General features: G+C 55.9%; 19 protein-coding genes. 17 read left to right on the plus strand and 2 right to left on the minus strand.

The genetic code is table 11. The features are described from left to right. Positions 1-301: 301 nt before the first annotated feature. Positions 302-1,174: a hypothetical protein gene (locus JET16_RS17230; protein ID WP_199617815.1), complete on the plus strand. Its 873-nt coding sequence runs from the start codon at positions 302-304 to the stop codon at positions 1,172-1,174. Positions 1,175-1,748: 574 nt separating this feature from the next. On the opposite strand, the gene JET16_RS17235 is transcribed toward JET16_RS17230, so the two are convergent. After that, entirely contained in the window at positions 1,749-3,509 is a 1,761-nt protein-coding gene (locus JET16_RS17235) for an Rqc2 family fibronectin-binding protein (protein WP_199617817.1), read from the minus strand. A gap of 154 nt (positions 3,510-3,663) precedes the next feature. Here JET16_RS17235 and JET16_RS17240 point away from each other — a divergent pair, with 154 nt between their 5' ends. The 12 genes from JET16_RS17240 (at position 3,664) to rsmB (ending at position 18,075) form a co-directional block, all read left to right on the plus strand. Beyond that, positions 3,664-6,459, plus strand: coding sequence for a calcium-translocating P-type ATPase, SERCA-type (locus JET16_RS17240; protein WP_199617819.1), 2,796 nt, complete (start codon positions 3,664-3,666; stop codon positions 6,457-6,459). Positions 6,460-6,592: 133 nt separating this feature from the next. After that, positions 6,593-7,432: a diaminopimelate epimerase gene (gene dapF / locus JET16_RS17245; RefSeq protein ID WP_199617821.1), complete on the plus strand. Its 840-nt coding sequence runs from the start codon at positions 6,593-6,595 to the stop codon at positions 7,430-7,432. Further along, the gene (locus JET16_RS17250) at positions 7,429-9,342 is read left to right on the plus strand and encodes a bifunctional homocysteine S-methyltransferase/methylenetetrahydrofolate reductase (RefSeq protein WP_199617823.1); all 1,914 of its coding nucleotides are present in this window, start codon (positions 7,429-7,431) and stop codon (positions 9,340-9,342) included. The genes dapF and JET16_RS17250 overlap by 4 nt, the downstream gene beginning before the upstream one ends. 22 nt (positions 9,343-9,364) lie before the next feature. Then, positions 9,365-10,255, plus strand: a complete 891-nt coding sequence (locus JET16_RS17255) for a YicC/YloC family endoribonuclease (RefSeq protein WP_199617825.1) — start codon at positions 9,365-9,367, stop codon at positions 10,253-10,255. Positions 10,256-10,344: 89 nt separating this feature from the next. After that, positions 10,345-10,605 carry an extracellular matrix/biofilm regulator RemA gene (remA, locus tag JET16_RS17260; RefSeq protein WP_199617827.1) on the plus strand — a complete coding sequence of 87 codons (261 nt, stop codon included), beginning with the start codon at positions 10,345-10,347 and terminating at the stop codon, positions 10,603-10,605. Positions 10,606-10,663: 58 nt separating this feature from the next. Continuing rightward, positions 10,664-11,272, plus strand: coding sequence for a guanylate kinase (gmk, locus tag JET16_RS17265; RefSeq protein WP_199617829.1), 609 nt, complete (start codon positions 10,664-10,666; stop codon positions 11,270-11,272). 3 nt (positions 11,273-11,275) lie between these two features. Then, positions 11,276-11,488 carry a DNA-directed RNA polymerase subunit omega gene (gene rpoZ, locus JET16_RS17270; protein WP_199617830.1) on the plus strand — a complete coding sequence of 71 codons (213 nt, stop codon included), beginning with the start codon at positions 11,276-11,278 and terminating at the stop codon, positions 11,486-11,488. Positions 11,489-11,538: 50 nt separating this feature from the next. Continuing rightward, on the plus strand, positions 11,539-12,759 hold the full coding sequence (coaBC, locus tag JET16_RS17275; protein WP_199617831.1) for a bifunctional phosphopantothenoylcysteine decarboxylase/phosphopantothenate--cysteine ligase CoaBC: 1,221 nt from the start codon (positions 11,539-11,541) through the stop codon (positions 12,757-12,759). Then, positions 12,756-15,212, plus strand: coding sequence for a primosomal protein N' (gene priA, locus JET16_RS17280; protein ID WP_199617832.1), 2,457 nt, complete (start codon positions 12,756-12,758; stop codon positions 15,210-15,212). The genes coaBC and priA overlap by 4 nt, the downstream gene beginning before the upstream one ends. 39 nt (positions 15,213-15,251) lie before the next feature. Continuing rightward, positions 15,252-15,734 (plus strand): peptide deformylase, encoded by a 483-nt coding sequence (gene def / locus JET16_RS17285; protein WP_199617834.1) that lies wholly within the window; start codon positions 15,252-15,254, stop codon positions 15,732-15,734. Continuing rightward, on the plus strand, positions 15,731-16,702 hold the full coding sequence (gene fmt / locus JET16_RS17290; RefSeq protein WP_199617836.1) for a methionyl-tRNA formyltransferase: 972 nt from the start codon (positions 15,731-15,733) through the stop codon (positions 16,700-16,702). The genes def and fmt overlap by 4 nt, the downstream gene beginning before the upstream one ends. Further along, positions 16,699-18,075: a 16S rRNA (cytosine(967)-C(5))-methyltransferase RsmB gene (gene rsmB, locus JET16_RS17295; protein ID WP_199617838.1), complete on the plus strand. Its 1,377-nt coding sequence runs from the start codon at positions 16,699-16,701 to the stop codon at positions 18,073-18,075. The genes fmt and rsmB overlap by 4 nt, the downstream gene beginning before the upstream one ends. A gap of 185 nt (positions 18,076-18,260) precedes the next feature. On the opposite strand, the gene JET16_RS17300 is transcribed toward rsmB, so the two are convergent. Further along, complete coding sequence (locus JET16_RS17300) at positions 18,261-19,406, minus strand: RNA-guided endonuclease InsQ/TnpB family protein (protein ID WP_199617840.1); 1,146 nt, start codon at positions 19,404-19,406, stop codon at positions 18,261-18,263. A 223-nt stretch (positions 19,407-19,629) separates the two neighbouring features. Here JET16_RS17300 and rlmN point away from each other — a divergent pair, with 223 nt between their 5' ends. From rlmN to rsgA, 4 genes are read left to right on the plus strand one after another with little or no spacing between them, the layout of a single operon-like run. Beyond that, entirely contained in the window at positions 19,630-20,700 is a 1,071-nt protein-coding gene (rlmN, locus tag JET16_RS17305; protein ID WP_199617842.1) for a 23S rRNA (adenine(2503)-C(2))-methyltransferase RlmN, read from the plus strand. A 5-nt stretch (positions 20,701-20,705) separates the two neighbouring features. Next, positions 20,706-21,440 (plus strand): Stp1/IreP family PP2C-type Ser/Thr phosphatase, encoded by a 735-nt coding sequence (locus JET16_RS17310; protein WP_199617844.1) that lies wholly within the window; start codon positions 20,706-20,708, stop codon positions 21,438-21,440. Positions 21,441-21,470: 30 nt separating this feature from the next. Next, complete coding sequence (pknB, locus tag JET16_RS17315) at positions 21,471-23,561, plus strand: Stk1 family PASTA domain-containing Ser/Thr kinase (protein ID WP_199617846.1); 2,091 nt, start codon at positions 21,471-21,473, stop codon at positions 23,559-23,561. A gap of 4 nt (positions 23,562-23,565) precedes the next feature. After that, positions 23,566-24,477, plus strand: coding sequence for a ribosome small subunit-dependent GTPase A (gene rsgA / locus JET16_RS17320; protein ID WP_199617848.1), 912 nt, complete (start codon positions 23,566-23,568; stop codon positions 24,475-24,477). The last annotated feature ends 1 nt before the right edge of the window (position 24,478 follow it).

The raw sequence follows: 24,478 nt of genomic DNA on the forward strand, positions 1-24,478 counted from the left end.
GGTTGTGCAGGCTCAGTAATTTCGGCTGCAGTCTCGGAAATGTCGTTTTGTGGCGTTGTATGCGAAGTATTCTCGGTTGCAGGCTCGGATTTATCGTTATCGAGTTCTGTGGCCGTTTTAAAAAATTAGCTTGCACATACATCTGTTCGATGATATTGTAATGAGAACAAGATCATAGTGATGGTGAAGCACACCTTCGTTTCGGCTATAAGCCGGGATGGAGGTGTTTTTGTTTTGCCGGGCGTCGAGGGTACAGCCTTTCCGCCAAGATCTGTATATATTTGATAAGGAGAGATTGATTATGGGAGTGCTGTTGTTTTCCAAGGATGAGCTGGTTGAGTTTTTAATTAAGCGCATTAAAGAAGAGGAGCCTGCGGTATCTTTCGAACCCGGTGAAGAAGGAGATATGTTGTATACGGTGCGGTTTGCGGATCAAGAGGATGCGAAGGCGATCATGAATTTCGACAATATCTGGACCGCTTACCAACGGACGAACGATATAAACTGCGTCATCGAAGGGCTGAACGCCCAACTGAAAGCATTGCGCATGTCGCACCGGTTAAAGGAGGATTGGCAAGGATTCCGGGAAGAGCACGTATACCCCGTTTTGCGGCCGAAGCGTTACGCCACCCGTCAGCCGGGAGGTGGAACCATGCTTTACGATACGACGGCGGACGGAATGGACACCTTGTTTATGGAGCGGAGGGACGGACTTTGCCTGTTTTTAAATAAGGAGATGGTGCCCGAGGGGCAGCGCAACCGCTGGAAACGCATTGCATATGACAACGTGCGCAAGATGGGGTGGGTACCTCCTAAGGAATCGTTCCCGGCTTTGAATTATTGGGAAGGCGGACGAATGCACGTGTTTTATGATGCGGGGCACCCGTTTCAGCTCCAGTTCTTTCTACGGGATATGGCGGAGAAAGGGATGTCCTCGTCTTTTCTGGTCGGGTTCCCAAGCTATGATATGGCGATCGCGCTGACGGTGGATGCAGGGATTGCAACGGCGAAATCCGCGAAGGACATCGCGCTTCGTTCCGGACTGGCGAAATTTACGCATGTAATGTACTTCCAGGAGCCTCGTCCGTTGTCGGTTAACGTGTATTGGGTGAACGGGGGGAAGTACACTTGCGTTTTCCGCCAGCCGGAGCCGAAGGAAGGCAAGGCCGGGTGAGCGGTGGGGAGATGAAAGGGAAGTTACTCCTAAGAGCGCCCGACTGTGTCTAACCGGAGAAACTACGGTTACGAACGGGTAAATCGGGGCCGCGGGAGTGTTCTAACCGGAGAAGCTCCGGTTACGAACGGGTAAATCGGGGCCGCGGGAGTGTTCTAACCGGAGAAACACCGGTTACGAGCGGGTAAATCGGGCCGCGGGAGTGTTCTAACCGGAGAAACTCCGGTTACGAGCGGGTACATGGGGCCGCGGGAGTGTTCTAACCGGAGAAGCTCCGGTTACGAACGGGTAAATCGGGGCCGCGGGAGTGTTCTAACCGGAGAAACTCCGGTTACGAGCGGGTAAATCGGGCCGCGGGAGTGTTCTAACCGGAGAAACTCCGGTTATGAACGGGTAAATCGGGCCGCGGGAGTCTTCTAACCGGAGAAACTCCGGTTATGGACGGGTAAATCGGGCCGCGGGAGTGTTGTAACCGGAGAAACTCCGGTTACGAACGGATAAATCGGGCAGCGGGAGTCTTCTAACCGGAGAAGCTCCGGTTACGAGCGGTTAAATGTTCGTTAGCGCGAGGAAGTCATTTCGGCTCGGCAGCCATCGCTTTCACTTTTTCTTCATCCGGCGTAATGTAAATGGTTTTTTGCCGGTCGTAGATGACGAAGCCGGGCTTCGCGCCGGACGGCTTGCGAACGTGCCGGATGAGCGTGTAATCGACGGGAACGCCGCTTGAATGTTTGGCTTTGCTGTAATACGCGGCCAAATTCGCAGCTTCATCGAGCGTTGCTTGACCCCATCCATCCCCGCGGATGACGACGTGCGAACCGGGAATGTCCTTCGTGTGCAGCCACGTATCCGTCGGCCGTGCGAGCCGGTTAGTAATATAGTCGTTTTGCGTATTGTTCTTGCCGACATAAATCGTTACGCCCTCGGAGGATACGTAACTATGGAGCAGCGGCTTATCGTTTCGCCGGAATCGCTTGTCTTTCCGGCCGCTTCGGTCGCGAATATAACCGCCCTCCACCAGTTCGGACCTGATTTCTTCGATGTCCGCGAGCGTGGCGCTGTCCAATTGCTGAAGCAGGTCTTCCATGTAGCGAATCTCATCCGCCGCTTCACGCATTTGCTCCTCAACGACGGTCAGGCTGTTTTTCATCTTTTGGTACTTTTTGAAGTATCGCTGCGCGTTTTCCGACGGGGTGAGCAGCGGGTCGAGCCCGATCGTGATCGCGCGCTGCTCTTCATCGTAAAAATTAACGACTTCGACTTGCTTGGCGCCGCGTTCGAAGCGATGCAAATTCGCGTTGAGAAGCTCTCCAAGGATTCTATACCGGTCGGCGTCATGGGCTTCCTCCAAAGTGTCCCGCAGCTTCTCTATTTTTTTCTCGTTCTTGTTTTTTTCGTTCTGAAGAAATCGGGTCAGATCGGAAGTTTTCTGTTTAACGGCATCCCGTTCCGCTTTATCTCCGTAGTAATGCTCGAGGCATTCGTTAATCCCTTCGAACAAGACGCGCTTGCCTTGTATGTGCGAAAGAGGAATAACGGAAAAGAACGATTTGCCGCTTCGCTCATCGGTCACGATATTCGGTTCGTACCGGTGGTTCCGAACGGCGTCCATCGTTCGCACGAAACTCTGCGCAACCGCATCCGTGTCCGGAATATCTTGGTCCGGGCCGGCGGCATACCCGACGATCGCTCTTGCCGCCAACGGACTTATACCCGAGAACAAGTCTACCAGACGTCTGGCGATCGATTCCGGGTTCTGTTCCCCGCCTCCATCCGGTTGCAATAGTTCCGTTACTTGCTGTTTCTCCGCGACAATAATCGGATTCGCTTTGTTTTGTTCCGGCGGTTCGACGTATGCGCTGCCCGGAAGAACGACCCGGTACGAGCTGATAGCAGGGGTTACCCGGTGAATCGCATCCAATACAATACCGGTGGCCGGATCCGTCAGAACGATGTTGCTGTGGCGTCCGGTCAGTTCCAAGACGATTCGTTTCACGCTCACATCGCCAAGTTCGTCGCGCTGGCGAATATGAATGTGCACGACTCGTTCCATGCCTGTTTGCTCGATGGATTCAATGACTCCGTTCTCGCAATGCTTCCGAAGAAGCATGCAAAACATCGGCGCCTCCAGCGGGTTTTGAAAACTGCGTTCCGTCACATGAAGTCTCGGATATGTCGGGTTGACCGAAAGCAGCAGCTTTGCCGTCTTTCCTTGAACCCTCACCGTCCACACGAGTTCATGCTCGTTCGGTTGATGTATCTTATGAAGCCGTCCGCCGATGAATGCTTGCAGTTCATGCACCACGGCGCGGACGACAAGTCCGTCGTAAGCCATTGTCAACTCTCCCTCAAAAGCTTGAAGCTATCCCTATATTGCCACACTTTGTCCAAAAAGGTAAGCGAAAGGATGAGGACAAGTGGGATATTCTCGTTTTCCTTTGAATACATTGATGCTAGTACAAGTTATTCCACTGGGAGGGAAGCGGGTTATGACTCAAAAACCGTGGTATCAATTGGACACGGAAGAGCTTTGCGACATCCACGGGCTAAACCCGGAACAGGGTTTATCGGCAGCGGATGCGGACCGGCGGAGAGAGGAACTGGGAGCCAACGAATTAAGCGAAGGAGCCCGCATCTCGCCGTTGACCTTGTTTTTGAATCAATTCAAAGACTTTATGGTCCTGGTCTTGATGGGAGCGACGCTCATTTCCGGGCTGTTGGGCGAATATTTGGATGCCATAACGATTTTAGCGATTATTGTGATCAACGGGCTGCTCGGTTTCATTCAGGAATTCCGGGCGGAGCGCTCCCTTCGCGCGTTGAAGGAATTATCCGCTCCGACGGCCAAAGTGCTTCGCGACGGAACGTGGAAAGTCGTCCCGACGAGAGAACTCGTGCCCGGAGATGTTGTATCTCTAGAGAGCGGCGACCGCGTTCCCGCGGACATTCGTTTCATCGAGGCAAACAGCCTGTATGCGGAGGAATCGGCGTTGACGGGTGAATCGGTCCCGGTGTCCAAGAGGGCCGGCGTATTGGAAGAGTCCGACATTCCGCTCGGCGATCAGAGAAACATGGGCTTCCTCGGAACGATGATCACGATGGGTACGGGCAAGGGGATCGTCGTTCGGACCGGCATGGACACGGAGATGGGGAAAATCGCCGACTTGATCAACAATACGGAAGAAGCGGAAACCCCGCTTCAGCACCGGCTCGAGCAATTCGGCAAAATTTTGATCGGCGTGGCTCTGGCCCTTACCGTGCTAGTCGTCGTTGCGGGCATTTTGCACGGTCAGCCGGTGTACGGCATGTTCCTCGCCGGTGTTTCCTTGGCTGTCGCGGCTATTCCGGAAGGATTGCCGGCGATCGTCACCATTGCGCTTGCGCTCGGCGTGCAGCGGATGATTCACCGCAAAGCGATCGTACGAAAGCTGCCCTCGGTGGAAACGCTGGGCTGCGCTTCGGTAATTTGTTCGGATAAGACGGGTACGTTGACGCAGAACAAAATGACGGTCACGAAGCTATGGCTTGGCGGACGGACGCTAACGGTCACCGGCGAAGGGTATGAGCCCTCGGGTGAAATCATAAACAGCGGAGACAAGAGCGATCCGCGCGACGACAGCATGCTCCGCAGATTGCTTCAAATATCGGTGCTGTGCAACAACTCGGAGCTGGTCGAAGAGCAAGTGGAGACGAATGAGAAGAAGAAGAAGAAGAAAAAAGGAAAAGTAACGATTAAAAATATTTGGGGCATCAAAGGCGATCCGACGGAAGGAGCGTTAATGGTGCTCGGCGCGAAAGCGGGCGTAACGCGGAGCAGCTTGGAAGGCTTGTATCGACGCGTAACGGAATTTCCGTTCGATTCCGAACGCAAGAGGATGTCCGTCGTTGTCGAGCATCAGGGCGGCCGCTTGCTCTGCGTGAAAGGAGCGCCCGACGTGCTTCTTGAAAAATGCAGTTACGTGCTTTGGGACGGCAAGCTGGTGCCGTTCACAGGGACCTTAAAGTCCAAGGTAATGGAAGCCAACGAGTCGTTCGCCGCTTCCGCGCTTCGCGTCCTCGGTCTTGCTTACAGGGATCTTAAGTCGTCGGAAAACGTATCCGCGTATGAAGAGGCTGAGCGGAACCTCGTATTCGTCGGATTGACCGGGATGATCGACCCCCCGCGCCGGGAAGCGAAGGAAGCGATTGTCACCTGCCGGCGGGCAGGCATCAAAACCGTAATGATCACGGGCGACCACCAGACGACGGCCGAAGCGATCGCGGATCAGTTGGGCATGATCCCCAAAGGCGGGAAGACAATCAGCGGCCAGCAGCTGTCCGCTATGTCCGACGATCAATTGGACCGGGTCGTCGACGATATTTTCGTTTATGCCCGCGTATCTCCCGAACACAAGTTACGGATCGTGAAATCGCTGCAGCGGCGCGGTCATGTCGCCGCTATGACGGGCGACGGGGTGAACGACGCGCCGGCGATCAAAGCGGCGGACATCGGTATCGCAATGGGCATTACGGGGACCGACGTATCGAAAGAAGCGTCTTCGCTCGTGTTAAGCGACGACAATTTTGCCACCATCGTCGCCGCCATCGAAGAAGGCCGCGGCATTTACGAGAACATCCGGAAGTTCATCCGTTACTTGCTCGCATCGAACGTGGGTGAAATATTGACGATGTTCATCGCCATGATGGCCGGCATGCCGCTTCCGCTCGTTCCGATACAAATATTGTGGGTGAATCTCGTCACAGACGGCTTACCCGCGATGGCGCTGGGCGTCGATCAGCCGGAGGCCGATCTCATGGAGCATAAGCCGCGGGGAGCCAAAGAAAATATATTCGCCCGCCGTTTGGGGTGGAAAATCATTTCCCGCGGCGTTCTGATCGGCATATGCACGCTCATTCCGTTCTGGATCGTACTGCAGCAAACCGGCGGGGACGCGGAGTCGCTGACGAAAGCGCAAACCGTGGCGTTCGCAACGCTAGTCATGGCGCAATTGATCCATGTATTCGACTGCAGGAGCTCGCGCTCCATCTTTCACCGCAACCTCTTTGAAAACAAATATTTGGTGCTGGCGGTGTTATCGTCCTTGCTTCTTCTACTCGGAGTCCTTTATATTGAAGCGCTGCAGCCGATCTTTAAGACGGTTCCGATCGGTTTGACGGAATGGGCGCTTGTGCTCGTATTCGCCGCCATCCCGACCTTGTTCTTCGGAGTGGGCAGCCTTCTGTCCAAACCGAAAAAGAAGCGCACCATTCGTTACGGTTCGAACGCGGGAGTTGCGGCGCGCTGAAGAAAATGGATATCCCGTTTTTCATATAAATCCGATAGAAACGCTATGCGTTTATCCTCTTTTGCGGTATGATATTGGCTAACCAATACGTGCCCCAAGAGGGGTTTTCTGTTTTTGCAATGGGGGATGGAAGATGAATTTTGTGAAAATGCACGGCCTGGGCAACGATTTTATCGTATGTGAGGAGCGCGAGGCGCCGGAAAATGCAAGCGAGCTCGCCGTTCGTTTGTGCGATCGTCATTTCGGCATCGGCGCCGACGGGCTCGTCTATATATTGCCGTCCGAAGCGGCGGACGCGAAGATGAGAATATTTAACGCCGACGGAACGGAAGCGGAGCAGTGCGGAAACGCCGTCCGGTGCGTCGCCAAATATGTGTGGGAACGCAATCCCGGCAATGGCGGAGACGGGCAATTAACGATCGAAACGAAAGGCGCCGGAGTGCAAAGCGTGCGCGTGTTTACGGAGGCGGGGAAAGCTGTGCGCGTTCGGGTCGATATGGGAAAGCCGGTATTGACCGGGTTGGACATTCCGACAACGATCGCGGCGGACCAAGTCGTGAACCGGACGTTGGAAATCGGCGGACACAGGTTTCTATTTACCGCGGTTTCCATGGGCAATCCGCATTGCGTCATTCCTGTCGATGATGCGGCGGCTTTCGATGTGAATTACTGGGGGCCGAAGCTGGAACGCCACGAATGGTTCCCGAACCGGACGAACGTTGAGTTTGTTACAGTGGAGAGGCCCGACCGTGCGGTCATGCGCGTATGGGAACGGGGAGCCGGGCAGACGCTCGCCTGCGGCACCGGCGCTTGCGCCGTATTGGTTGCGGGCGTTCTAGGAGGCACAATGGCAAGATCGGGAACGGTGTCGCTTGCCGGCGGGGATTTGCATATCGAATGGGACGAAGAGACGGGTCGCGTCTTTATGACCGGAGAGGCGGAGGAAGTGTATAAGGGGCGGTTGATTGTATGAAGAAAACAAATTTGCTCGATGCGTTGAAACATGAAGTGCTCGTAGGGGACGGCGCGCTGGGAACGTTTCTATATCAGCTCGGATTTCCCGTCGGCATCTCCTATGAGGAGCTGAATATAACCAGGCCGGATGTCATTCAAGACATCCATCGTCAATACCTGGAAGCCGGCGCTACAGTCATTGAAACGAACACATTTTCAGCCAACAGCGAGAAGCTGTCCAAATTCGGATTGGAAAACGAAGTGGAGCACATCAACCGCGCGGGCGTGGCCGCGGCGCGTGCCGCGGTCGGCGACGGCGCGTACGTTCTCGGCGCGGTGGGCTCCATTCGCGCAGGCAAACGGGGCAATGTAAGCGATTCGATCGTGCAAGAAGCGTTCCGGGGTCAGCTGGAGGCGCTCACCGACTCCGATATCGACGGAATCATGCTCGAGACGTTCTATGACGTGAAAGAGGCGCTCATCGCCCTTCGTTTGGCCAGGAAGCTGACGGACACGCCGGTCGTTTGCCAATTGGCGATCGAGACGGGAGGCGCTACTCAAGACGGTGTACCGCTGCAGCAAGCGTTTCGCATGCTGCGTGACGAAGGAGCGGATGTTGTCGGCTTTAATTGCCGGATCGGACCGTACGGCATTATCCGTTTGCTGGAGGGAATGGATCGGGCGGCACTCGAGCCGATATCCGTCTTCCCGAACGCCGGGCTTCCGGCCTATGTGGACGGACGATTTTCGTATCCGGCGGGACCCGAATATTTCGCGGAGAGCGCCCTGACGCTCGCCCGCCTCGGGGTGCGGATGATCGGAGGATGCTGCGGGACGACGCCTGAACATATTAAAGCCGTGAGCGAAGCGCTTCGGCATTTTCGGCCTAAGGAAGACGTCACACAACCGGAGGCGGCCAAGAAGCGGTCGGTCTCCCCCGCCATTGAAGTAAAAGGCGGCATCGGCAGCGATCGGTTGCAAAAGGAACAAACGCCGGATGATGAGCCGACGATTACAGATCTTGTGTCGAGGCGGCATACCGTTATCGTGGAGCTCGATCCTCCCCGGGATCTCAACATCGATAAATTTATGCGGGGAGCCGAGGCATTGAAGCAGGCCGGCGTCGACGCCATAACGATGGCGGACAATTCGCTTGCGATGACGCGAATGAGCAACTTGGCTCTCGGCTTCTTGCTCAAGGACAAGCTTGGCGTCCGGCCGCTCGTGCATATCGCGTGCCGCGACCGCAATTTGATCGGAACGCAATCTCATTTGATGGGGCTTCATGCGCTCGGTATCGATCACGTGCTCGCCGTAACGGGCGACCCTGCACGGTTCGGGGATTTGCCGGGCTCCAGCTCGGTTTACGATTTGACGTCTTTCGAGATCATTCGCATGATTAAGCAGTTGAACGACGGAATCGCATTTTCCGGCAAGCCTTTAAAGCAAAAAGCGAACTTTACGGTTGCCGCCGCTTTAAATCCGAACGTAAAGCATCTGAACAAAGCGGTGGAACGTTTGGAACGGAAAATAGAGGCGGGCGCCGATTATATCATGACGCAGCCGGTGTACGACCCGGCTCTCATCGAGCGGTTGCATGAAGCGACGAAGCATTTGAGCATTCCTATTTTTATCGGAATTATGCCGTTTACAAACGGACGGAACGCGGAATATTTGCATAACGAAGTGCCGGGCATCACCCTTTCGGAAGACGTACGCCGGCGGATGTCGGGATTGGAAGGGGAAGACGGTCGGCGCGTTTCGCTGGAAATATCGAAAGAGCTGCTGGATGTGGCGATGGAACGTTTTAAAGGCATTTATCTTATTACTCCTTTCATGGCATACGAAATGACCGCAGAGCTTACAAAATATGTGTGGGAACAAACGAAACGCCGTTTTCCACTTGTACCCACTATGGAAATCAAGTAATATATGAAAATGGAGTGAGAGCATGCTGCGAAGCATGACCGGTTACGGACAATCGATCCGCTCTTCGGAGCTGTATTCGTTCACGGTGGATATGAAGTCCGTGAACCACCGGCACCTCGATATTGTTTTTCGTATGCCAAGGGAATGGCAGCATGCGGAAGATCGGCTGCGCCGCCTCATACAGAAGGGGCTTCACCGCGGCCGAATCGACGTGTTCGTTGCGGCGGAGCGCATTGCCGGCCGTCCGCGCAAAGCCGTCATTGATTGGACGCTCGCCGAAGCGTATCGCGATGCGGGACGACAATTGACCGAAAGGCTTCAATTGCCGGCCGCGCGGGCGCTAAGCGTGAAAGATTTCTTAGCGTTCCCCGACGTGGTGCGGTTCGAAGAAGAGACGGACCCCGAACAAGGAACCGAAGAGCTGCTCGCATGCGCGGAAGAAGCGCTCGGCCGGCTGATCGCCATGAGGGAAGCGGAAGGGCGGTATTTGGCTGAAGATATCCGTCGCAAGAGCGCCGGCATCTCCGGAATCGTCGGCCGGATGGAACAGTTGGCGCCGGTCGTCGTTGAGGAGTACCGCTCCCGTTTGCAATCCAAATTGGAACAGTGGCTCGACGCGGAATCGGCGGGGGCCGTCGATCCGGGGCGGATTGCGATGGAGGCTGCCGTCTTCGCGGAACGGGCGGGCATCGACGAAGAATTGACGAGGTTGAAAAGCCATGCCGAACAATGCGCGGCTTTGACCGGCGGCGAAACGCCCGCCGGACGCAAACTCGATTTTTTGCTTCAAGAGATGAACCGCGAAGCGAACACGATCGGCTCGAAAGCGAATCACCTCGGGCTTTCCAATCTGGTTGTCGAGCTCAAATCGGAAATTGAAAAATTGCGCGAACAAGCGCAAAATATAGAATAATTATTCAAACCTTACGTACGGCGGTACGGTATGAGCCGCATCGGACAGGGCAACACTGCCTATTATTGAGGTGTTGAGGGGGAACCATCATGGCTATTAAACTTATAAACATCGGTTTCGGCAATATCGTTTCCGCAAATCGCATTATTTCCATCGTCAGCCCGGAATCGGCGCCGATCAAACGTATCATTCAAGAAGCGCGGGACCGTCACATGTTAATTGACGCCACTTACGGCCGAAGAACAAGAGCCGTGATCATCACCGACAGCGATCACGTCATCCTGTCAGCCGTACAGCCTGAAACCGTAGCTCATCGATTGTCCAACAAAGATGAAGACCACGACGAATAAGCATATGGCTGCTGCCGGTATATTGCACACCACCTTAAACAAAGCTGAGGAGCATTTCATGAAGAAAGGCTTATTGCTCGTCCTCTCCGGACCGTCCGGCGTAGGCAAGGGCACGCTGTGCGATCGTCTGCGCCAACTGTCGCCGGAACTCGTATATTCCGTGTCCGCCACAACCCGCGCTCCGCGCTCGGGAGAAGTGGAAGGGAAAAATTACTTCTTCACTTCCCGCGAACGCTTTCAGTCGATGATTGCGGAAGGAGAGCTGTTGGAATGGGCGGAATACGTGGGCAACTATTACGGAACGCCGAGAAGATTCGTGGAAGAAACCATCGCCGAAGGACGCGACGTCATTCTTGAAATCGATGTGCAAGGCGCAATGCAAGTGAAAGAACGTTTTCCCGAAGCGGTATTTATTTTTGTTCTTCCCCCGTCCCTGGAAGAGTTGCAGAACCGGATTCAAAGCCGCGGCACCGAAACGGAGAGCGCGATCCGCTCGCGGATGCAGGTGGCCGCGGACGAGATGAGGCTGATGGAACATTACGACTACGCCGTAGTAAACGATGTGATCGATCTCGCCTGCGCGCGGGTTCAAAGCATCATTACTGCGGAGCATTGCAAGCGGGAGCGAATGCTCCCCGCAGTTAAATCCTGGTTAAACGAGGTGTAAGAGATGTTGTATCCGTCGATTGATAAGCTGGTGGAAAAAGCCGAAAGCAAATATTTGCTCGTCGTTGCCGCTTCGAAGCGGGCGCGCACATTGCGCGACGGCGCGAAAAGCCAATTAAAGAGTCCGCGATCTCACAAGTACGTGGGCGTCGCGTTGGAAGAAATCCACCTCGATTTCATCAAGCACGAAAAGACAAATAAAGAAAGCGCGAAATAATGACGACAACCCTTGCGGTTGTTATTTTTTTCTCGGGGGAGTGAGTGGCGTTGCTGCAAGGAAAAACGATTGTATTAGGGATAACCGGCGGCATTGCGGCCTATAAAGCGGCGGCGGTATGCAGCAAGCTTTCGCAAAGCGGCGCCGACGTGCGCGTCGTAATGACAGAATCGGCGACAAAGTTCATCGCCCCGCTTACGTTTCAAGCGATTTCCCGCAATCGCGTCATCGTCGATACGTTCGATGAAGAAGACCCGTCGGTCATAGCTCACATCGATCTCGCGGACCGGGCGGATGCCGTTGTCATCGCGCCTGCCACCGCTAATTTTCTGGCCAAGACGGCGCTCGGATTAGGCGACGACATGTTAAGCACGACGCTGCTCGCCACACGCGCGCCGATTCTCGTCGCTCCCGCAATGAACGTTCATATGTACGCCCATGTTACCGTTCAAACGCACATGGAGCAGCTTCGAGCGCGCGGCGTCCGGTTTGTCGAGCCCGGGGAAGGGTTCCTGGCCTGCGGTTATACGGGCAAAGGGCGGCTGGCGGAGCCGGAGCACATCGTGGACGAGCTTATGCGAATGTTCAAGATGAAAAGCGAGCTTTCCGGCAAAAAGGTGCTGGTCACGGCGGGAGCTACGGTTGAGCGGATCGACCCCGTCCGATATTTGACGAACGATTCTTCAGGGAAAATGGGCTTCGCCGTCGCGGCCGCCGCCCGGGACCGGGGCGCCCGAGTCACGGTCATTGCGGGAAGGACAAGCGTAGAGCCTCCATCCGGCGTCGACGTCATCCGTGTGGAATCGGCGGAAGAGATGCTCCATGCGGCGCTGTCGAAATTCGGCGACGCGGATATTGTCGTCAAAGCGGCCGCGGTGGCGGACTATCGTCCCGTGCGTACGGAACAGAAAAAAATCAAGAAGTCGGAGCAGCATCTTTCTCTGGAATTGGAAAGAACGACCGACATTTTGAAAGAGTTGGGCAACCGGAAGACGCATCAAGTGTTGGTCGGTTTCGCTGCGGAAACTCATGAGCTGGAGCGGCAAGCGATGGCCAAAATCGCGTCCAAGCGCTGCGATCTCGTTGTGGCCAACGATGTGACGATACCGGGTGCGGGCTTTTCCGCAGATACGAACGAAGTTTCGATATTCGATACGAACGGATTGGTTGAAAAGCTGCCACTTCAATCGAAGCGCGACGCAGCCGAACGAATCGTTACGTTGGCGGCCGGCTTGCTTGCGGAGCGCAGCGGGGGGAAGCAGGGACGATGATCGCGAATGTCGTCGTTGACGTCTCCGCGCGTGAAACCGACCGCCCGTTCAGCTATACGGTGCCGGAGCCGCTGCGTCCTCTTGTCCGTCCCGGGGTCCGGGTCGGCGTGCCGTTCGGACCGCGCCTGCTTCACGGGTTTGTCGTGTCCGTCGCCGAAACGTGCGACACGCCGGCGGATAAATTGCGTCCGCTGAAGACGGTGCTTGATATAAAGCCGCCGATTACTCCGGAATTGTTGGAATTGTCGGCGTGGATGAGCCGGAAATATGTTTGTACGCTTCACACGGCGCTTTCCGCCGTACTGCCCGGCGCGCTAAAGACAAAAACCGAGACCGTTTACCGGCTTGCCGCGGAATCGCCGGACAGCGGCGGACAATGGCCGGGGGAAATCCGGGATATCGCGGCGTATGTCGAGCGCAAAGGCTCGGCAAAAGAAGAAGAGTTGATGAAAGCGTTCGGAGACCGCATGCAATTGCTCGCACGGGCGGTTGAGCTGGGCGTGCTTATCGAGGAAAGACAAGTAAGGGATCTTGCCCGCAAGAAGACCGCCTTGTTTGTGACGCCCGCGCAGCCTGCGGAACGATTGCGGGAAGGCGCGTCGGAGATCGGGGCGAAAGCTCCGAAACAAGCGGACATCTTGCTGCGGCTGTCCGACTGCGCCGATCCCGTTCCTCTCGCGGATTTGCTGCGCGACACGGGCGCGAGCGCGGCAGCGGTCCGTTCGCTTGAATCGAAAGGCTTCGTCCGCGTGGCGGAAACGGAGGTCGCACGCGATCCGTACGGCAACCGCCGGTTCGAAAAGTCGAATGCGCTGCCTCTGACCGCAACGCAAGCGAAGGCGCTCGAACCGATACGAGCCGCCGTGTCCGCTACCCGGCATGAAGCGTTTCTGCTTCACGGCGTAACGGGCAGCGGCAAGACGGAAGTGTATCTGCAGGCGATGCAAGCGTGCTTGGACGCCGGCCGGGAAGCGATATTGCTCGTTCCCGAAATCGCTTTGACGCCGCAAACCGTCGACGCCTTCAAAGGGCGGTTCGGCGATGACGTCGCGGTGATGCATTCGCGGCTGTCGCAAGGAGAACGGTACGACGAATGGAGAAAGATGGCTGAGAAGAAAGTCCGCATTGCCATCGGGGCGCGTTCGGCCGTGTTTGCTCCATTTACGAACATCGGACTTATCATTATTGACGAGGAACACGAATCTTCCTATAAGCAAGAAGAGTCTCCCAAATATCACGCGAGGGATGTCGCGCTGGAGCGCGGGAAGAGGCATGGAGCCGCCGTCGTGCTCGGATCGGCCACCCCTTCGTTGGAGACGTATATGGCGGCTCACCGCGGCCGTTATACGTTGTTGGAAATGCAAGAGAGGGTGGCGGGAAGGCCTCTGCCCAAAGTGCGGGTGGTCGATATGCGGTCGGAATTGAAGGACGGCAACCGCGCCATGTTCTCCCGCCCTCTGAAAGAGGCGCTTGAGGCCAGGCTTGCGAAGGGCGAACAGTCGGTGCTGCTGCTCAACCGCCGCGGTTACGCAACGTTCGTGCTTTGCCGGTCGTGCGGATACACCGCCCAATGCCCTCATTGCGACATCACGCTTACATACCATCGGACGAGCCGGCATTCGCGGTGCCATTATTGCGGGTACGCGGAGCGGGAAACATCCGTTTGCCCCGGCTGCGGAAGCGAGCATATCAGACAGTTCGGGGCCGGGACGCAGCGTGTGGAAGAGGAGCTCGCGAAGCTGTTTCCGGGGATACGGACGATCCGCATGGATGTCGATACGACCGCGGCGAAAGGCGCTCACGAGAAGCTGCTTTCGCAGTTCCGCAACCGGCAAGGCGACGTGCTGCTCGGCACGCAGATGGTTGCCAAAGGCTTGGATTTTCCGTACGTCACGCTCGTAGGAGTCATCAGCGCGGACACGGTGCTTCGGATTCCGGATTTCCGCGCGGCGGAACGAACGTTTCAATTGCTGACCCAGGTTGCCGGCAGAGCGGGAAGACACACGCTGCCCGGGGAAGTGATCGTACAGACGTACACGCCGGACCATTACAGCATCGTTCACGCATCGCAGCACGATTACCGCTCGTTCGCTCGGAGGGAATTGACGATTCGGAGAGAACTGGGCTACCCGCCGTACCGGCGGCTCGCATTGGCGACTTTGTCCCACGAAGACGTGTCGAAGCTTGTCCGCGCAAGCGAAGGCTTCGCCTCCGAAATCCGCTCGAGGTTTCGTCTCACGGCTTGGGATGGAGAACCCCCCGAGCTATTGGGTCCGGTTCCTTCGCCGATTCCGAAGCTGAAAGATAGATATCGGTTTCAATGCATGGTAAAATATCGGGGAGAATCTGCGGCAATCGACGCTTTGCGGGAAGCGGCCGATGCGTTTCGCGACGAGATGCGAAAATCAAAACTTAGCATACAACTGGATGTCGACCCGCAAATGCTGATGTGATCATATACTAGTGTCAAACGGAAGGAAGGAGCATCTCCTATGGCAATACGCATCATTGTGAAACATCCGGACCCGGTGCTGCGGGAAAAGGCGAAACCGGTCCCTCAAGTAACCCCGAATATCCAAAAGCTTCTGACCGATATGGCGGATACGATGTACGACGCACCCGGCGTCGGTCTCGCCGCTCCGCAAATCGGCATCTCCAAGCGGGTCATCGTGGTGGATATCGGAGACGAGCACGGTCTGATCGAATTGGTCAATCCGGAAATCGTCGAAGCGGACGGCGAACAAATCGGCCCCGAGGGTTGCTTGAGCATACCGGGCCTCCAAGGCGACGTGCGCCGTAAAAACCGCGTGAAGGTGAAAGGGCTGGACCGCAACGGGAACGAAATCGTCGTCGACGGCGAAGGATATCTTGCGCGCGCGCTTCAGCACGAAATCGACCATCTGGACGGTATTCTGTATGTCGATATTGCCGATCGCGTTTACGAACCGAAGGAAGAGGAAGAAGAAGGAGCATGACGTTGACGCAATCCCCAACGATCGTATTTATGGGCACGCCACAGTTCGCCGTCCCCTGTCTGCGCGCCTTGATCGAAGCCGGCTATACCGTCGCGGCCGTCGTGACGCAGCCCGACCGGCCGGTCGGCCGCAAGCGGGTGCTCACGCCTACGCCTGTGAAGGAAGAGGCGCTGCGTCACGGCATCCCCGTACTTCAGCCGCATAAGATGCGCGCCCCCGAAGCGGTGGCGGAGCTTGCCGCTTTCCGGCCCGATCTCATTGTGACCGCCGCGTACGGTCAACTGCTGCCTAAAGCGGTGCTCGACTTGCCGCAGTACGGCTGCATCAATGTGCACGGTTCGCTGCTCCCGAAATACAGGGGAGGAGCTCCGATCCAGCGCGCCGTCATGAACGGGGAGACGGTGACAGGCGTGACGATCATGTATATGGCCGAAGGATTGGATACGGGGGATATGATCTCCAAAGCTGAAGTCCCGATTGCGCCGGAGGACGACTCCGGCTCCATGTACGATAAGTTAAGCGAGGCAGGTGCCGGGCTGCTCGTTCCTACGGTGGCAGCGATCCTTACCGGCACCGCCGACCGTGTGCCGCAGAATGATGCGGATGCGACGTACGCTCCGAATTTATCGAGAGACGACGAACGCATCGATTGGAGGCGCGCCGCAGCCGAAATTCATAATCAGGTCCGCGGCTTGTCGCCCCGTCCCGGAGCTTTCACAACTTGGAATCAAGATGTTTTTAAAGTATGGCGCACCGCGATTTCCGCACGAAAGGCCGCGGAAACCGCCGCTGCTGAGCCGGGCACCGTTGTCGCTCTCGATGCGAGCGGCATTCATGTGGCGGCAGGAGGCGGAGTGCTCGTGTTGACCCAAGTGCAGCCCGCCGGCAAGAAAGCGATGCCCGCATCGGAATTTTTGAAGAGCGGCCAGTTGAAAGCCGGAGACCGGTTTGGGGGGGAGGAAGCGTGAACCGTTCCCGCCCTCCGCGCGTTCCCGGCGCCAGAGAGCTCGCCCTGCAAGCGCTGCTTGCGGTAGATACGGAGGGGGCATACAGCAACCTCGCTCTCAACGACGTCCTGCAGAAGCACCGTCCGGAGCCGAAGGAAGCCGCGCTCGCCACCGAGTTAGTGTACGGAACGATTCAGCGCCGCAATACGCTGGATGCGGTGCTGAACCGTTATATAAATAAAGGGATGGAGAAGCTGCAGCCATGGGTGCGCAGCTTGTTTCGTTTAAGCGCCTATCAACTGTTGTATTTGGACCGGGTACCGACGCATGCCGCCGTAAGCGAGGCTGTGGAAATCGCCAAGCGCAGAGGGCATCAAGGCATCAGCGGCATGGTGAACGCCGTGCTGCGCAACATTGTCCGCAATCCCGGCGCGCTTGAGCCTCCCGAGCGGCTGTCCCCCAGCGAGCGGATATCGTTCGTGCACTCTCACCCCGAATGGCTCGTTCGCCGATGGATCGAACAATTCGGGGAAGAGACCGCTTCGCGCATCGCCGAAGCAAACAACGAGCCGCCGCACGTCAGCGTCAGGGCGAACGTGCTGAAAAATTCGAGGGACGATCTGCTGGAACGTTTCATCCGCTCGGGGTTGGAAGCCCGTCCGTCCGAAGCGAGCCCCGCCGGCATCGTAGTGAAGGGGGCGGGCAATATGGCTCACTCGGACTGGTATAAGGAAGGGCTTTGCACAATTCAGGACGAGAGCTCGATGCTCGTCGCCGCCGTCGCGGATCCCGCTCCGGGTGCCCGCGTCTTGGATTGCTGCGCCGCGCCCGGAGGTAAGACGACCCATCTGGCCGAGTTGATGGGAGGAACGGGAACGGTCGTTTCGTGCGACATTCATCCTCATAAGAGAGAACTGATCGAAACCAACGTCCGCCGCCTCGGGCTCGCCAACGTCGAGACCCATACGGAGGACGCAACGCGGCTGGCGGACAAGTTTCCGGAAGAAAGCTTCGATTGCGTGCTGTTGGACGCTCCGTGCTCCGGCTTCGGCGTCATCCGCCGCAAACCGGATATCAAGTGGACGAAGACGCCGGAGGACGTCGGCGAGATCGCCCGAATCCAAAGCGACATCCTCCACAGCGTCCATCGCTTGGTGAAGCCGGGCGGCGTACTCGTCTACAGCACTTGCACATTGGAGGCGGAAGAGAACGAGCGTCAGATGGAACGGTTTTTGGCGGCGTTCCCCGAATTCCGTCCCGATGCTTCGATGCCGGGCACTATTCCGCAGATCGTGCTCGACACTTGTTCGGCAGGAGAAGGACAGCTGCGGGTGCTGCCGCATCATTTCGGCTCGGACGGATTTTTCATCGCCAGGCTGAGGAGACGGTCCTAAGCAAACAAGCATGTGGTGAACCTCCCCCACCTATAGAGGGTCGGGGCTTCTGAATAGCGTATAGGTTTCTGCCACCTGAGGTGTCAGTTATAGACAACGTGTTCAAAGGAACGGTGACAGACCCGACGTTCATTCAGCAACACGGTATACCCGCGGCCCGGTCCAAGGCATCTACTACTTCTTGCTTACGCAATCCGTAGATACTTGATTCGTTGGATTTGAGTCATCATCGGTTTGATTTCGCCGTATTTGTAGACAGACAATATATTACATCCACCGTGGATATCGCGGTGTTGTATGTATCCACAGGAACAGCGATAAATTCTACCCGATGGCTTTCGTTTACAGGTGCAGACAGGACATGTCTGTGTCGTGTTTCGCTCATCCTGTTTGGCGATCGCGATCCCATGTGCATGCAGTTTGTACTTCATATATTCGTACTGCTTGCCAAACTGCCACTGACTCATACGTTGATTGTGCTTTCTAGAGCGAACCCGTTTTCCGATCCTCCTTCTCTTTTTGTTTGATCGGTTTCGTTGCACGCCCTCCACATCGCCGACGACAACTTCTTGCTGAAGCTGACGCTCGCTTTTGGACAGAACATAATGGAGAGCGCGGCGGTACTTTCTCCATTGTCGGCTGCCTCTCGTGCACTTGGCCATCTTGCGGCGCAGCTCTTTCATCTTCTTGTTTCGCAGCCGTTTGACACTGCGCAGCTTGCGTCCGGTCACGATCAATGCCTCTCCATCTTCCGTGACGCATGCAACGGAATGGATTTCTCCGGGGTCTACGGCAGCGATTCGCGTTCCTTTCGCCATGGCAGGCTGGATGCCATCGTCATAGGAAATGGCTAACTGTAATCCGCGATCATAGATCAGTTCGATCTCTTTGATCACACCGTTTGGAACGCGCTTGACCCATACGACAATCGGCTTCTGCCGCTTGCATTGATAAATACCCGGACTGAGTTCGATACGCCCGTTGTCGTGTACTGTAAATCCTTGAGCCGCCCATTTCGTCGGAAAATGCTTCTTCGTTTTGTATGGATATCGGATGTGCGAATGACCCTTTTGTTTGGCTTTATGCGCATTGTCTCTCGCATGCAGATACTTGTGACAAACCGCTTGGATGCTCTGGCTGTGGATGGGATATTTCCCTTTGGTCGCTTTTTGCAGTTGTGTTTTATCGATCCATTCTCCGTGCTCCAAGAAGTGACTTTTGGCGAAGTGCAGACAATCGTTCCAAACATGTGCGGAGATGCGATTGCACGTAAACAGTCGGTCCAGGTCCTCTGAACTGGCATGGAACGACGTTTTCAAGACTCGAATCACATGACCCCTCCTTTACTAGAACATTTGTTTGGTTTTATTATACCATACATATGTTCGTGTTTGGAGGGGGAGAAGTGAAAACAATCCAAATATTTATCACTGCATTTTATCCAGAAGGCAACGATTCATCCCACTACCTTTAGAGGAGTGGGATGAATCGTTGCGATATGTTAAAATGTCGAAAGACAGATTACAATAGAGGTAAAAGTTAGGCAGGGATCCGATGAAAAAGACAGAGCAGCCGGGAAAACCGTTTATTTACGACTATACGCTGGAAGCGCTGCAGGAGTGGGTCAAGGAGAACGGCGAACCCGCCTTTCGCGCCGGACAAATTTACGATTGGCTCTACGTGAAGCGGGCAACCTCGTTCGACGAAATGAGCAACCTGCCCAAGGGACTGCGCGAGAAGCTGGACGCGCAATTCCAACTCAGCGCATTGTCCGAAATCACGAAGCTGGAGTCGAAAGACGGGACGATCAAGTTTTTGTTCGGCTTATGGGACAACAATGCGATCGAAACCGTCATCATGCGCCACAATTACGGCATCAGCATTTGCGTAACGACGCAAGTGGGCTGCAGAATCGGATGCACGTTCTGCGCTTCCACGCTTGGCGGGCTGAAGCGCAATTTAAGCGCGGGCGAAATAACCGCCCAAGTCGTTTACGCGCAAAAGCTGCTCGACGCCACGAACGAACGGGTCAGTTCCATCGTGGTAATGGGCTCGGGGGAACCTTTTGAAAACTACGACGCTTTGAAAGTGTTCCTGCAAACAATGATCCACGAGAAGGCTTTGAATATCGGGCAGCGTCACATTACGGTGTCGACGAGCGGCATTGTGCCGGGGATGTATGCGTTCGCGGATTGGAACACCCAAATCAATCTGGCGATTTCGATCCATGCGCCCAACGACGAGCTGCGCTCGAAGCTGATGCCGGTCAACCGCAGATTTCCGTTCGCGGAAGTGATGAATGCTTGCCGCTATTACATCGAGAAAACCGGAAGACGCATCACGTTCGAATACGCGCTCATCAACGGCGTGAACGACCGTCCGGAGCACGCGGAGGAGCTCGGCGACGTGCTGTCGAGCATGCTGTGCCACGTCAACTTGATTCCGGTCAACTACGTTCCGGAGCGCGAGCATTACGAACGGACGCCTCGAGAGGATATATTCAATTTCAAACGCATTCTCGAGAAAAAGGGCGTCAACACGACGATCCGCAGAGAACAAGGCCACGATATCGCGGCTGCATGCGGACAGTTGCGCGCCAAGCATATGGAGTCGACCGCGAGGTGAATGACATGTTAAAATCAGCCCAAAAATCGGACGTCGGCCTCGGTCGCAGCGTGAACGAGGACCGGGCCGTCGTGAAAGCCGATGTCGGCGGATGGACGCTTGCGATCGTTGCCGACGGAATGGGCGGCCATCAGGCCGGGGACACGGCAAGCCAACTTACGGTGGAGCTCGTCCAAGACGAGCTTCAGCGTCTGGACGGCGGGACTGCGGCTGGGGACTGGGCGGAATGTTTGAAGACGGCCATAAGAAAAGCCAATGCCAAAGTATACGAGATCGCATCGAAAAAAGAGCATTACCACGGAATGGGAACGACGCTCACCGTTGCGTTGGCCGACAGCGAACAGCTGTTGATCGGGCACATCGGCGATTCCCGCGCTTACTTGATCAACCGCGTTACCGTCACACAGCTTACGGAAGATCATACGCTTGTCAACGAGCTTGTCAAGAGCGGCCAGATTACGGCCGAAGAGGCGTTGATACATCCGAGACGAAATGTGGTGACGAGGGCGCTCGGTACCGATTCCGACGTCGAAATCGATATTTCGAAGGTGTCCTGGACTGCCGGAGATACGCTTCTTCTATGCAGCGACGGATTGTCCAACACGGTCGGATACGCCGAGATGCTCGAAACGCTCAACAGCGACGCGCCGCTTGACGAGAAAGCGGAGCGGCTCGTGGCGAGGGCGCTTGACGCGGGCGGCGACGACAATATTACGGTGGTGCTTTTGTCCAATGAATAATCATTTTTGCAAGAAACGAGGTGAAACCGGATGATCGGCACGCGACTGGCCGGAAGATACGAAATATTGGAACGGGTCGGAGGCGGCGGCATGGCGCTTGTATACAAAGCGCACGATACGCTGCTGCACCGAAACGTCGCAGTGAAAGTGCTCCGGCAGCAGTACGTCCATGATGAAGAATTTGTCCGCCGGTTTCGCAGGGAAGCGCAATCCGCCGCATCGCTGTCCCATTCGAACGTTGTCAGCGTATACGATGTGGGGCAAGAGGGCGAGACGCATTTTATCGTTATGGAATATGTGGAAGGCTGCAATTTGAACGATATCATCAAAGAGCAAGCGCCTTTGCAGGTGGACCGGGCGGTGCATATCGCCACGCAAATTTGCGACGCGCTGGGGTCCGCGCACGCCAACGGCATCATTCATCGCGATATTAAACCGCACAATATATTAATCGGAAAAAACGGCCGCATTAAAGTTACCGATTTCGGCATTGCGAGAGCGGCTACATCTTCATCCATCACTCAAACCGGTTCCGTTATCGGCTCCGTTCATTATTTTTCGCCCGAACACGCGAAGGGCGTGTCCGCCGGGGAAAAGTCGGACTTATATTCTTTAGGTATCGTGTTGTATCAAATGTTGACCGGTAAATTGCCGTTTTTGGGCGAGAGCCCGATTTCCGTTGCGCTGAAGCATCTGCAAGAAGACGTCGAAGAGCCCCGGGCGGTCAATCCGATGATCCCTCAAAGCGTCGAAAATATCATATTGAAGGCGATGCGGAAAAGTCCGGAGGAGCGTTACAGCACTGCGGGAGAAATGCTCCGCGATTTGGAGACGTGCCTTTCCCCGCAGCGGCTTAACGAGCCGAAATGGACGTACTCGAGCGACGGAGACGATGAGGAAGCGACGCGCGTCATGCCTGCGCTTCGGGTGGATGGGCAGAGCGGCGCGGGCGATGAGCTTCGGGCTTCCGCCGACGCGCCGGTTTGGCGCAACGGCAAATATGAGGACCCCGAAGAGGAAAAACGGTCTAATCCATGGATTAAACCGATCATATGGTTTGCCGTTCTTCTTGTGATGCTTGGGGGAGCATGGTACGGCGTGAAGGCGCTTCAAGAAATTCTGATCATACCGGAAGTGACAGTGCCGGACGTTACCGGCTGGCCTTTGGAAGACGCAAAAGAAAGACTGGAAGAAGTAGGTCTGGTCGTTGCGCAACCGATTGCTGAAGAACCGAGTCGGGATGTTGCCCTCAATCACGTGATCCGTCAAGACAAAAAAGATCCGGACACGGCGAAAGTAAACACGACGATCCGCCTTGTGGTAAGCACAGGGATAGAGATGGTTACGATTCCTCCGTTGGAAGGGAAAACGAAATCGGAAGCCGTCACCGCTTTGACCGATCTCGGGATCCCGGAGCTGAACATAGAGACGAAAGAGGAGTTTGACGACCGGCCGGCAGGAGAGGTAATCGAGCAGTTTCCGAGCGCGAACGATTCCGTCGACCCGATGACGGATTCGGTAACGCTGAAAATAAGCAAAGGGCCGGATACGGTGCCGATGCCCGATTTGATCGGCAAAACTGTCGATGAAGCCGAGGCGCTGTTGGAGAAGGAAGGCTTAACGCTGAAGAAAGAAAACATTGTTGAAGAACCAGCTTATTATCCGGCCGGGAAAGTATATGAACAATTTCCTTATAAACCGGGAAATCCGGTCAAGCCGCCGGGAGAAGAGATCATGATATATGTCAGCACCGGCCTTCCCGATGAAGCGCGCGTGACGACTTACAAAGTAACCGTCGGTCCGCGGCAGGAAGGTGCGGAAAGCGAAATCCGCATCGTCGTCAGCGACGCTATGGGCGACCGGAAGGAAGCGGCAAAGCGCAAAGTGAAACAGCAAGAGACATTCTCGTTCGATGTCGTCACGTCGCCGTCGAAGAACGCCGTTATCGAAGTGTTCCAGGACGACGTGAAGAACAACCACATTACATGGACCTACCAACAAGCAGGGGAGGCGGGAGGCAATGCCTCTTCCGGCGAAACGGCGGAAGAGACGCAGCCCGAACACCAGCCTGAGGGCGAACAACAATCCGACGATGAAATAACGGTACCGGGGGGCTTGTGATCGAATGCTAGGCGGCATGATCGTCAAAGCGTTAAGCGGATTTTACTACGTGAAGCGTGACGACGGCGACGAAGTCATCCAGTGCAGAGCCAGAGGCTTATTTAGAAAGCAAAGCGTTACTCCGCTTGTCGGCGACCGCGTCATGATCGAGTTATCGGATGACGGCAGCGACGGGACGGTGATTGACGTGCTGCCTCGGGACACTGAGCTGGTTCGTCCGCCGATCGCAAACGTCGATACGGCGCTGCTCGTATTTTCCGTCGCCGAGCCGGCACTGAATTTGCAGCTGCTGGACAAGTTTTTGGCGCATGCCGAATTGGCGCGTCTGCACCCGGTCATCTGCCTCACGAAGGCGGATTTGCTGGAAGGGGACGATGACGAAACCGCCGGCCTTCGCGCGCAATTGGAGTCCGTTCAATCGTTGTACGAGGCGATCGGCTATCCGGTCTACTTCACAAGCTCCCGCGCCGCATCCGGCATCGGCAAGCTGCTTGGCGTGCTGGACGGGCGGGTCACGGTATTCGCCGGACAATCGGGCGTAGGGAAGTCCTCTTTGTTAAACCGCCTCGTTCCGGGATTAACTCTCGAGACGAATGAAATCAGCCGCAAGCTCGGCCGGGGGAAGCATACGACGCGCCACGTGGAGCTGTTTCGTCTTGGAGAGCGCGGTTTGGTGGCCGATACGCCCGGATTTTCGCAGCTTGAATTTCCGGAGATGGAACCCGAGCGGTTGTCCGGCGCGTTCCCGGAGATGGCCGCGCTCGCGCAGGAGTGCAAATTCCGCGGCTGCCTTCACAGGAGCGAACCGGGCTGCCGTGTGCGGGAAGCGTTGGGCTCGGGCGAAATCGCATCGTCCCGTTACGAACATTACGACGTATTCTTGACGGAGATCAAGGAACGGAAGCGGAGGTACTGAT

Origin of the sequence: Paenibacillus alkalitolerans, assembly GCF_016482785.1 — a bacterium.
Lineage (GTDB): Bacteria > Bacillota > Bacilli > Paenibacillales > YIM-B00363 > Paenibacillus_AE > Paenibacillus_AE alkalitolerans.

Excerpts from the sequence above, each read along its gene's own strand:
- JET16_RS17255 (WP_199617825.1), top strand. The coding sequence starts at position 9,365 with ATGCTGCGAAGCATGACCGGTTACGGACAATCGATCCGCTCTTCGGAG.
- JET16_RS17240 (WP_199617819.1), top strand. The coding sequence starts at position 3,664 with ATGACTCAAAAACCGTGGTATCAATTGGACACGGAAGAGCTTTGCGAC.
- priA (WP_199617832.1), top strand. The coding sequence starts at position 12,756 with ATGATCGCGAATGTCGTCGTTGACGTCTCCGCGCGTGAAACCGACCGC.
- dapF (WP_199617821.1), top strand. The coding sequence starts at position 6,593 with ATGAATTTTGTGAAAATGCACGGCCTGGGCAACGATTTTATCGTATGT.
- JET16_RS17235 (WP_199617817.1), bottom strand. The coding sequence starts at position 3,509 with ATGGCTTACGACGGACTTGTCGTCCGCGCCGTGGTGCATGAACTGCAA.
- fmt (WP_199617836.1), top strand. The coding sequence starts at position 15,731 with ATGACGTTGACGCAATCCCCAACGATCGTATTTATGGGCACGCCACAG.
- gmk (WP_199617829.1), top strand. The coding sequence starts at position 10,664 with ATGAAGAAAGGCTTATTGCTCGTCCTCTCCGGACCGTCCGGCGTAGGC.
- remA (WP_199617827.1), top strand. The coding sequence starts at position 10,345 with ATGGCTATTAAACTTATAAACATCGGTTTCGGCAATATCGTTTCCGCA.
- rsgA (WP_199617848.1), top strand. The coding sequence starts at position 23,566 with ATGCTAGGCGGCATGATCGTCAAAGCGTTAAGCGGATTTTACTACGTG.
- def (WP_199617834.1), top strand. The coding sequence starts at position 15,252 with ATGGCAATACGCATCATTGTGAAACATCCGGACCCGGTGCTGCGGGAA.
- JET16_RS17310 (WP_199617844.1), top strand. The coding sequence starts at position 20,706 with ATGTTAAAATCAGCCCAAAAATCGGACGTCGGCCTCGGTCGCAGCGTG.
- rpoZ (WP_199617830.1), top strand. The coding sequence starts at position 11,276 with ATGTTGTATCCGTCGATTGATAAGCTGGTGGAAAAAGCCGAAAGCAAA.
- JET16_RS17250 (WP_199617823.1), top strand. The coding sequence starts at position 7,429 with ATGAAGAAAACAAATTTGCTCGATGCGTTGAAACATGAAGTGCTCGTA.
- JET16_RS17230 (WP_199617815.1), top strand. The coding sequence starts at position 302 with ATGGGAGTGCTGTTGTTTTCCAAGGATGAGCTGGTTGAGTTTTTAATT.
- rlmN (WP_199617842.1), top strand. The coding sequence starts at position 19,630 with ATGAAAAAGACAGAGCAGCCGGGAAAACCGTTTATTTACGACTATACG.
- pknB (WP_199617846.1), top strand. The coding sequence starts at position 21,471 with ATGATCGGCACGCGACTGGCCGGAAGATACGAAATATTGGAACGGGTC.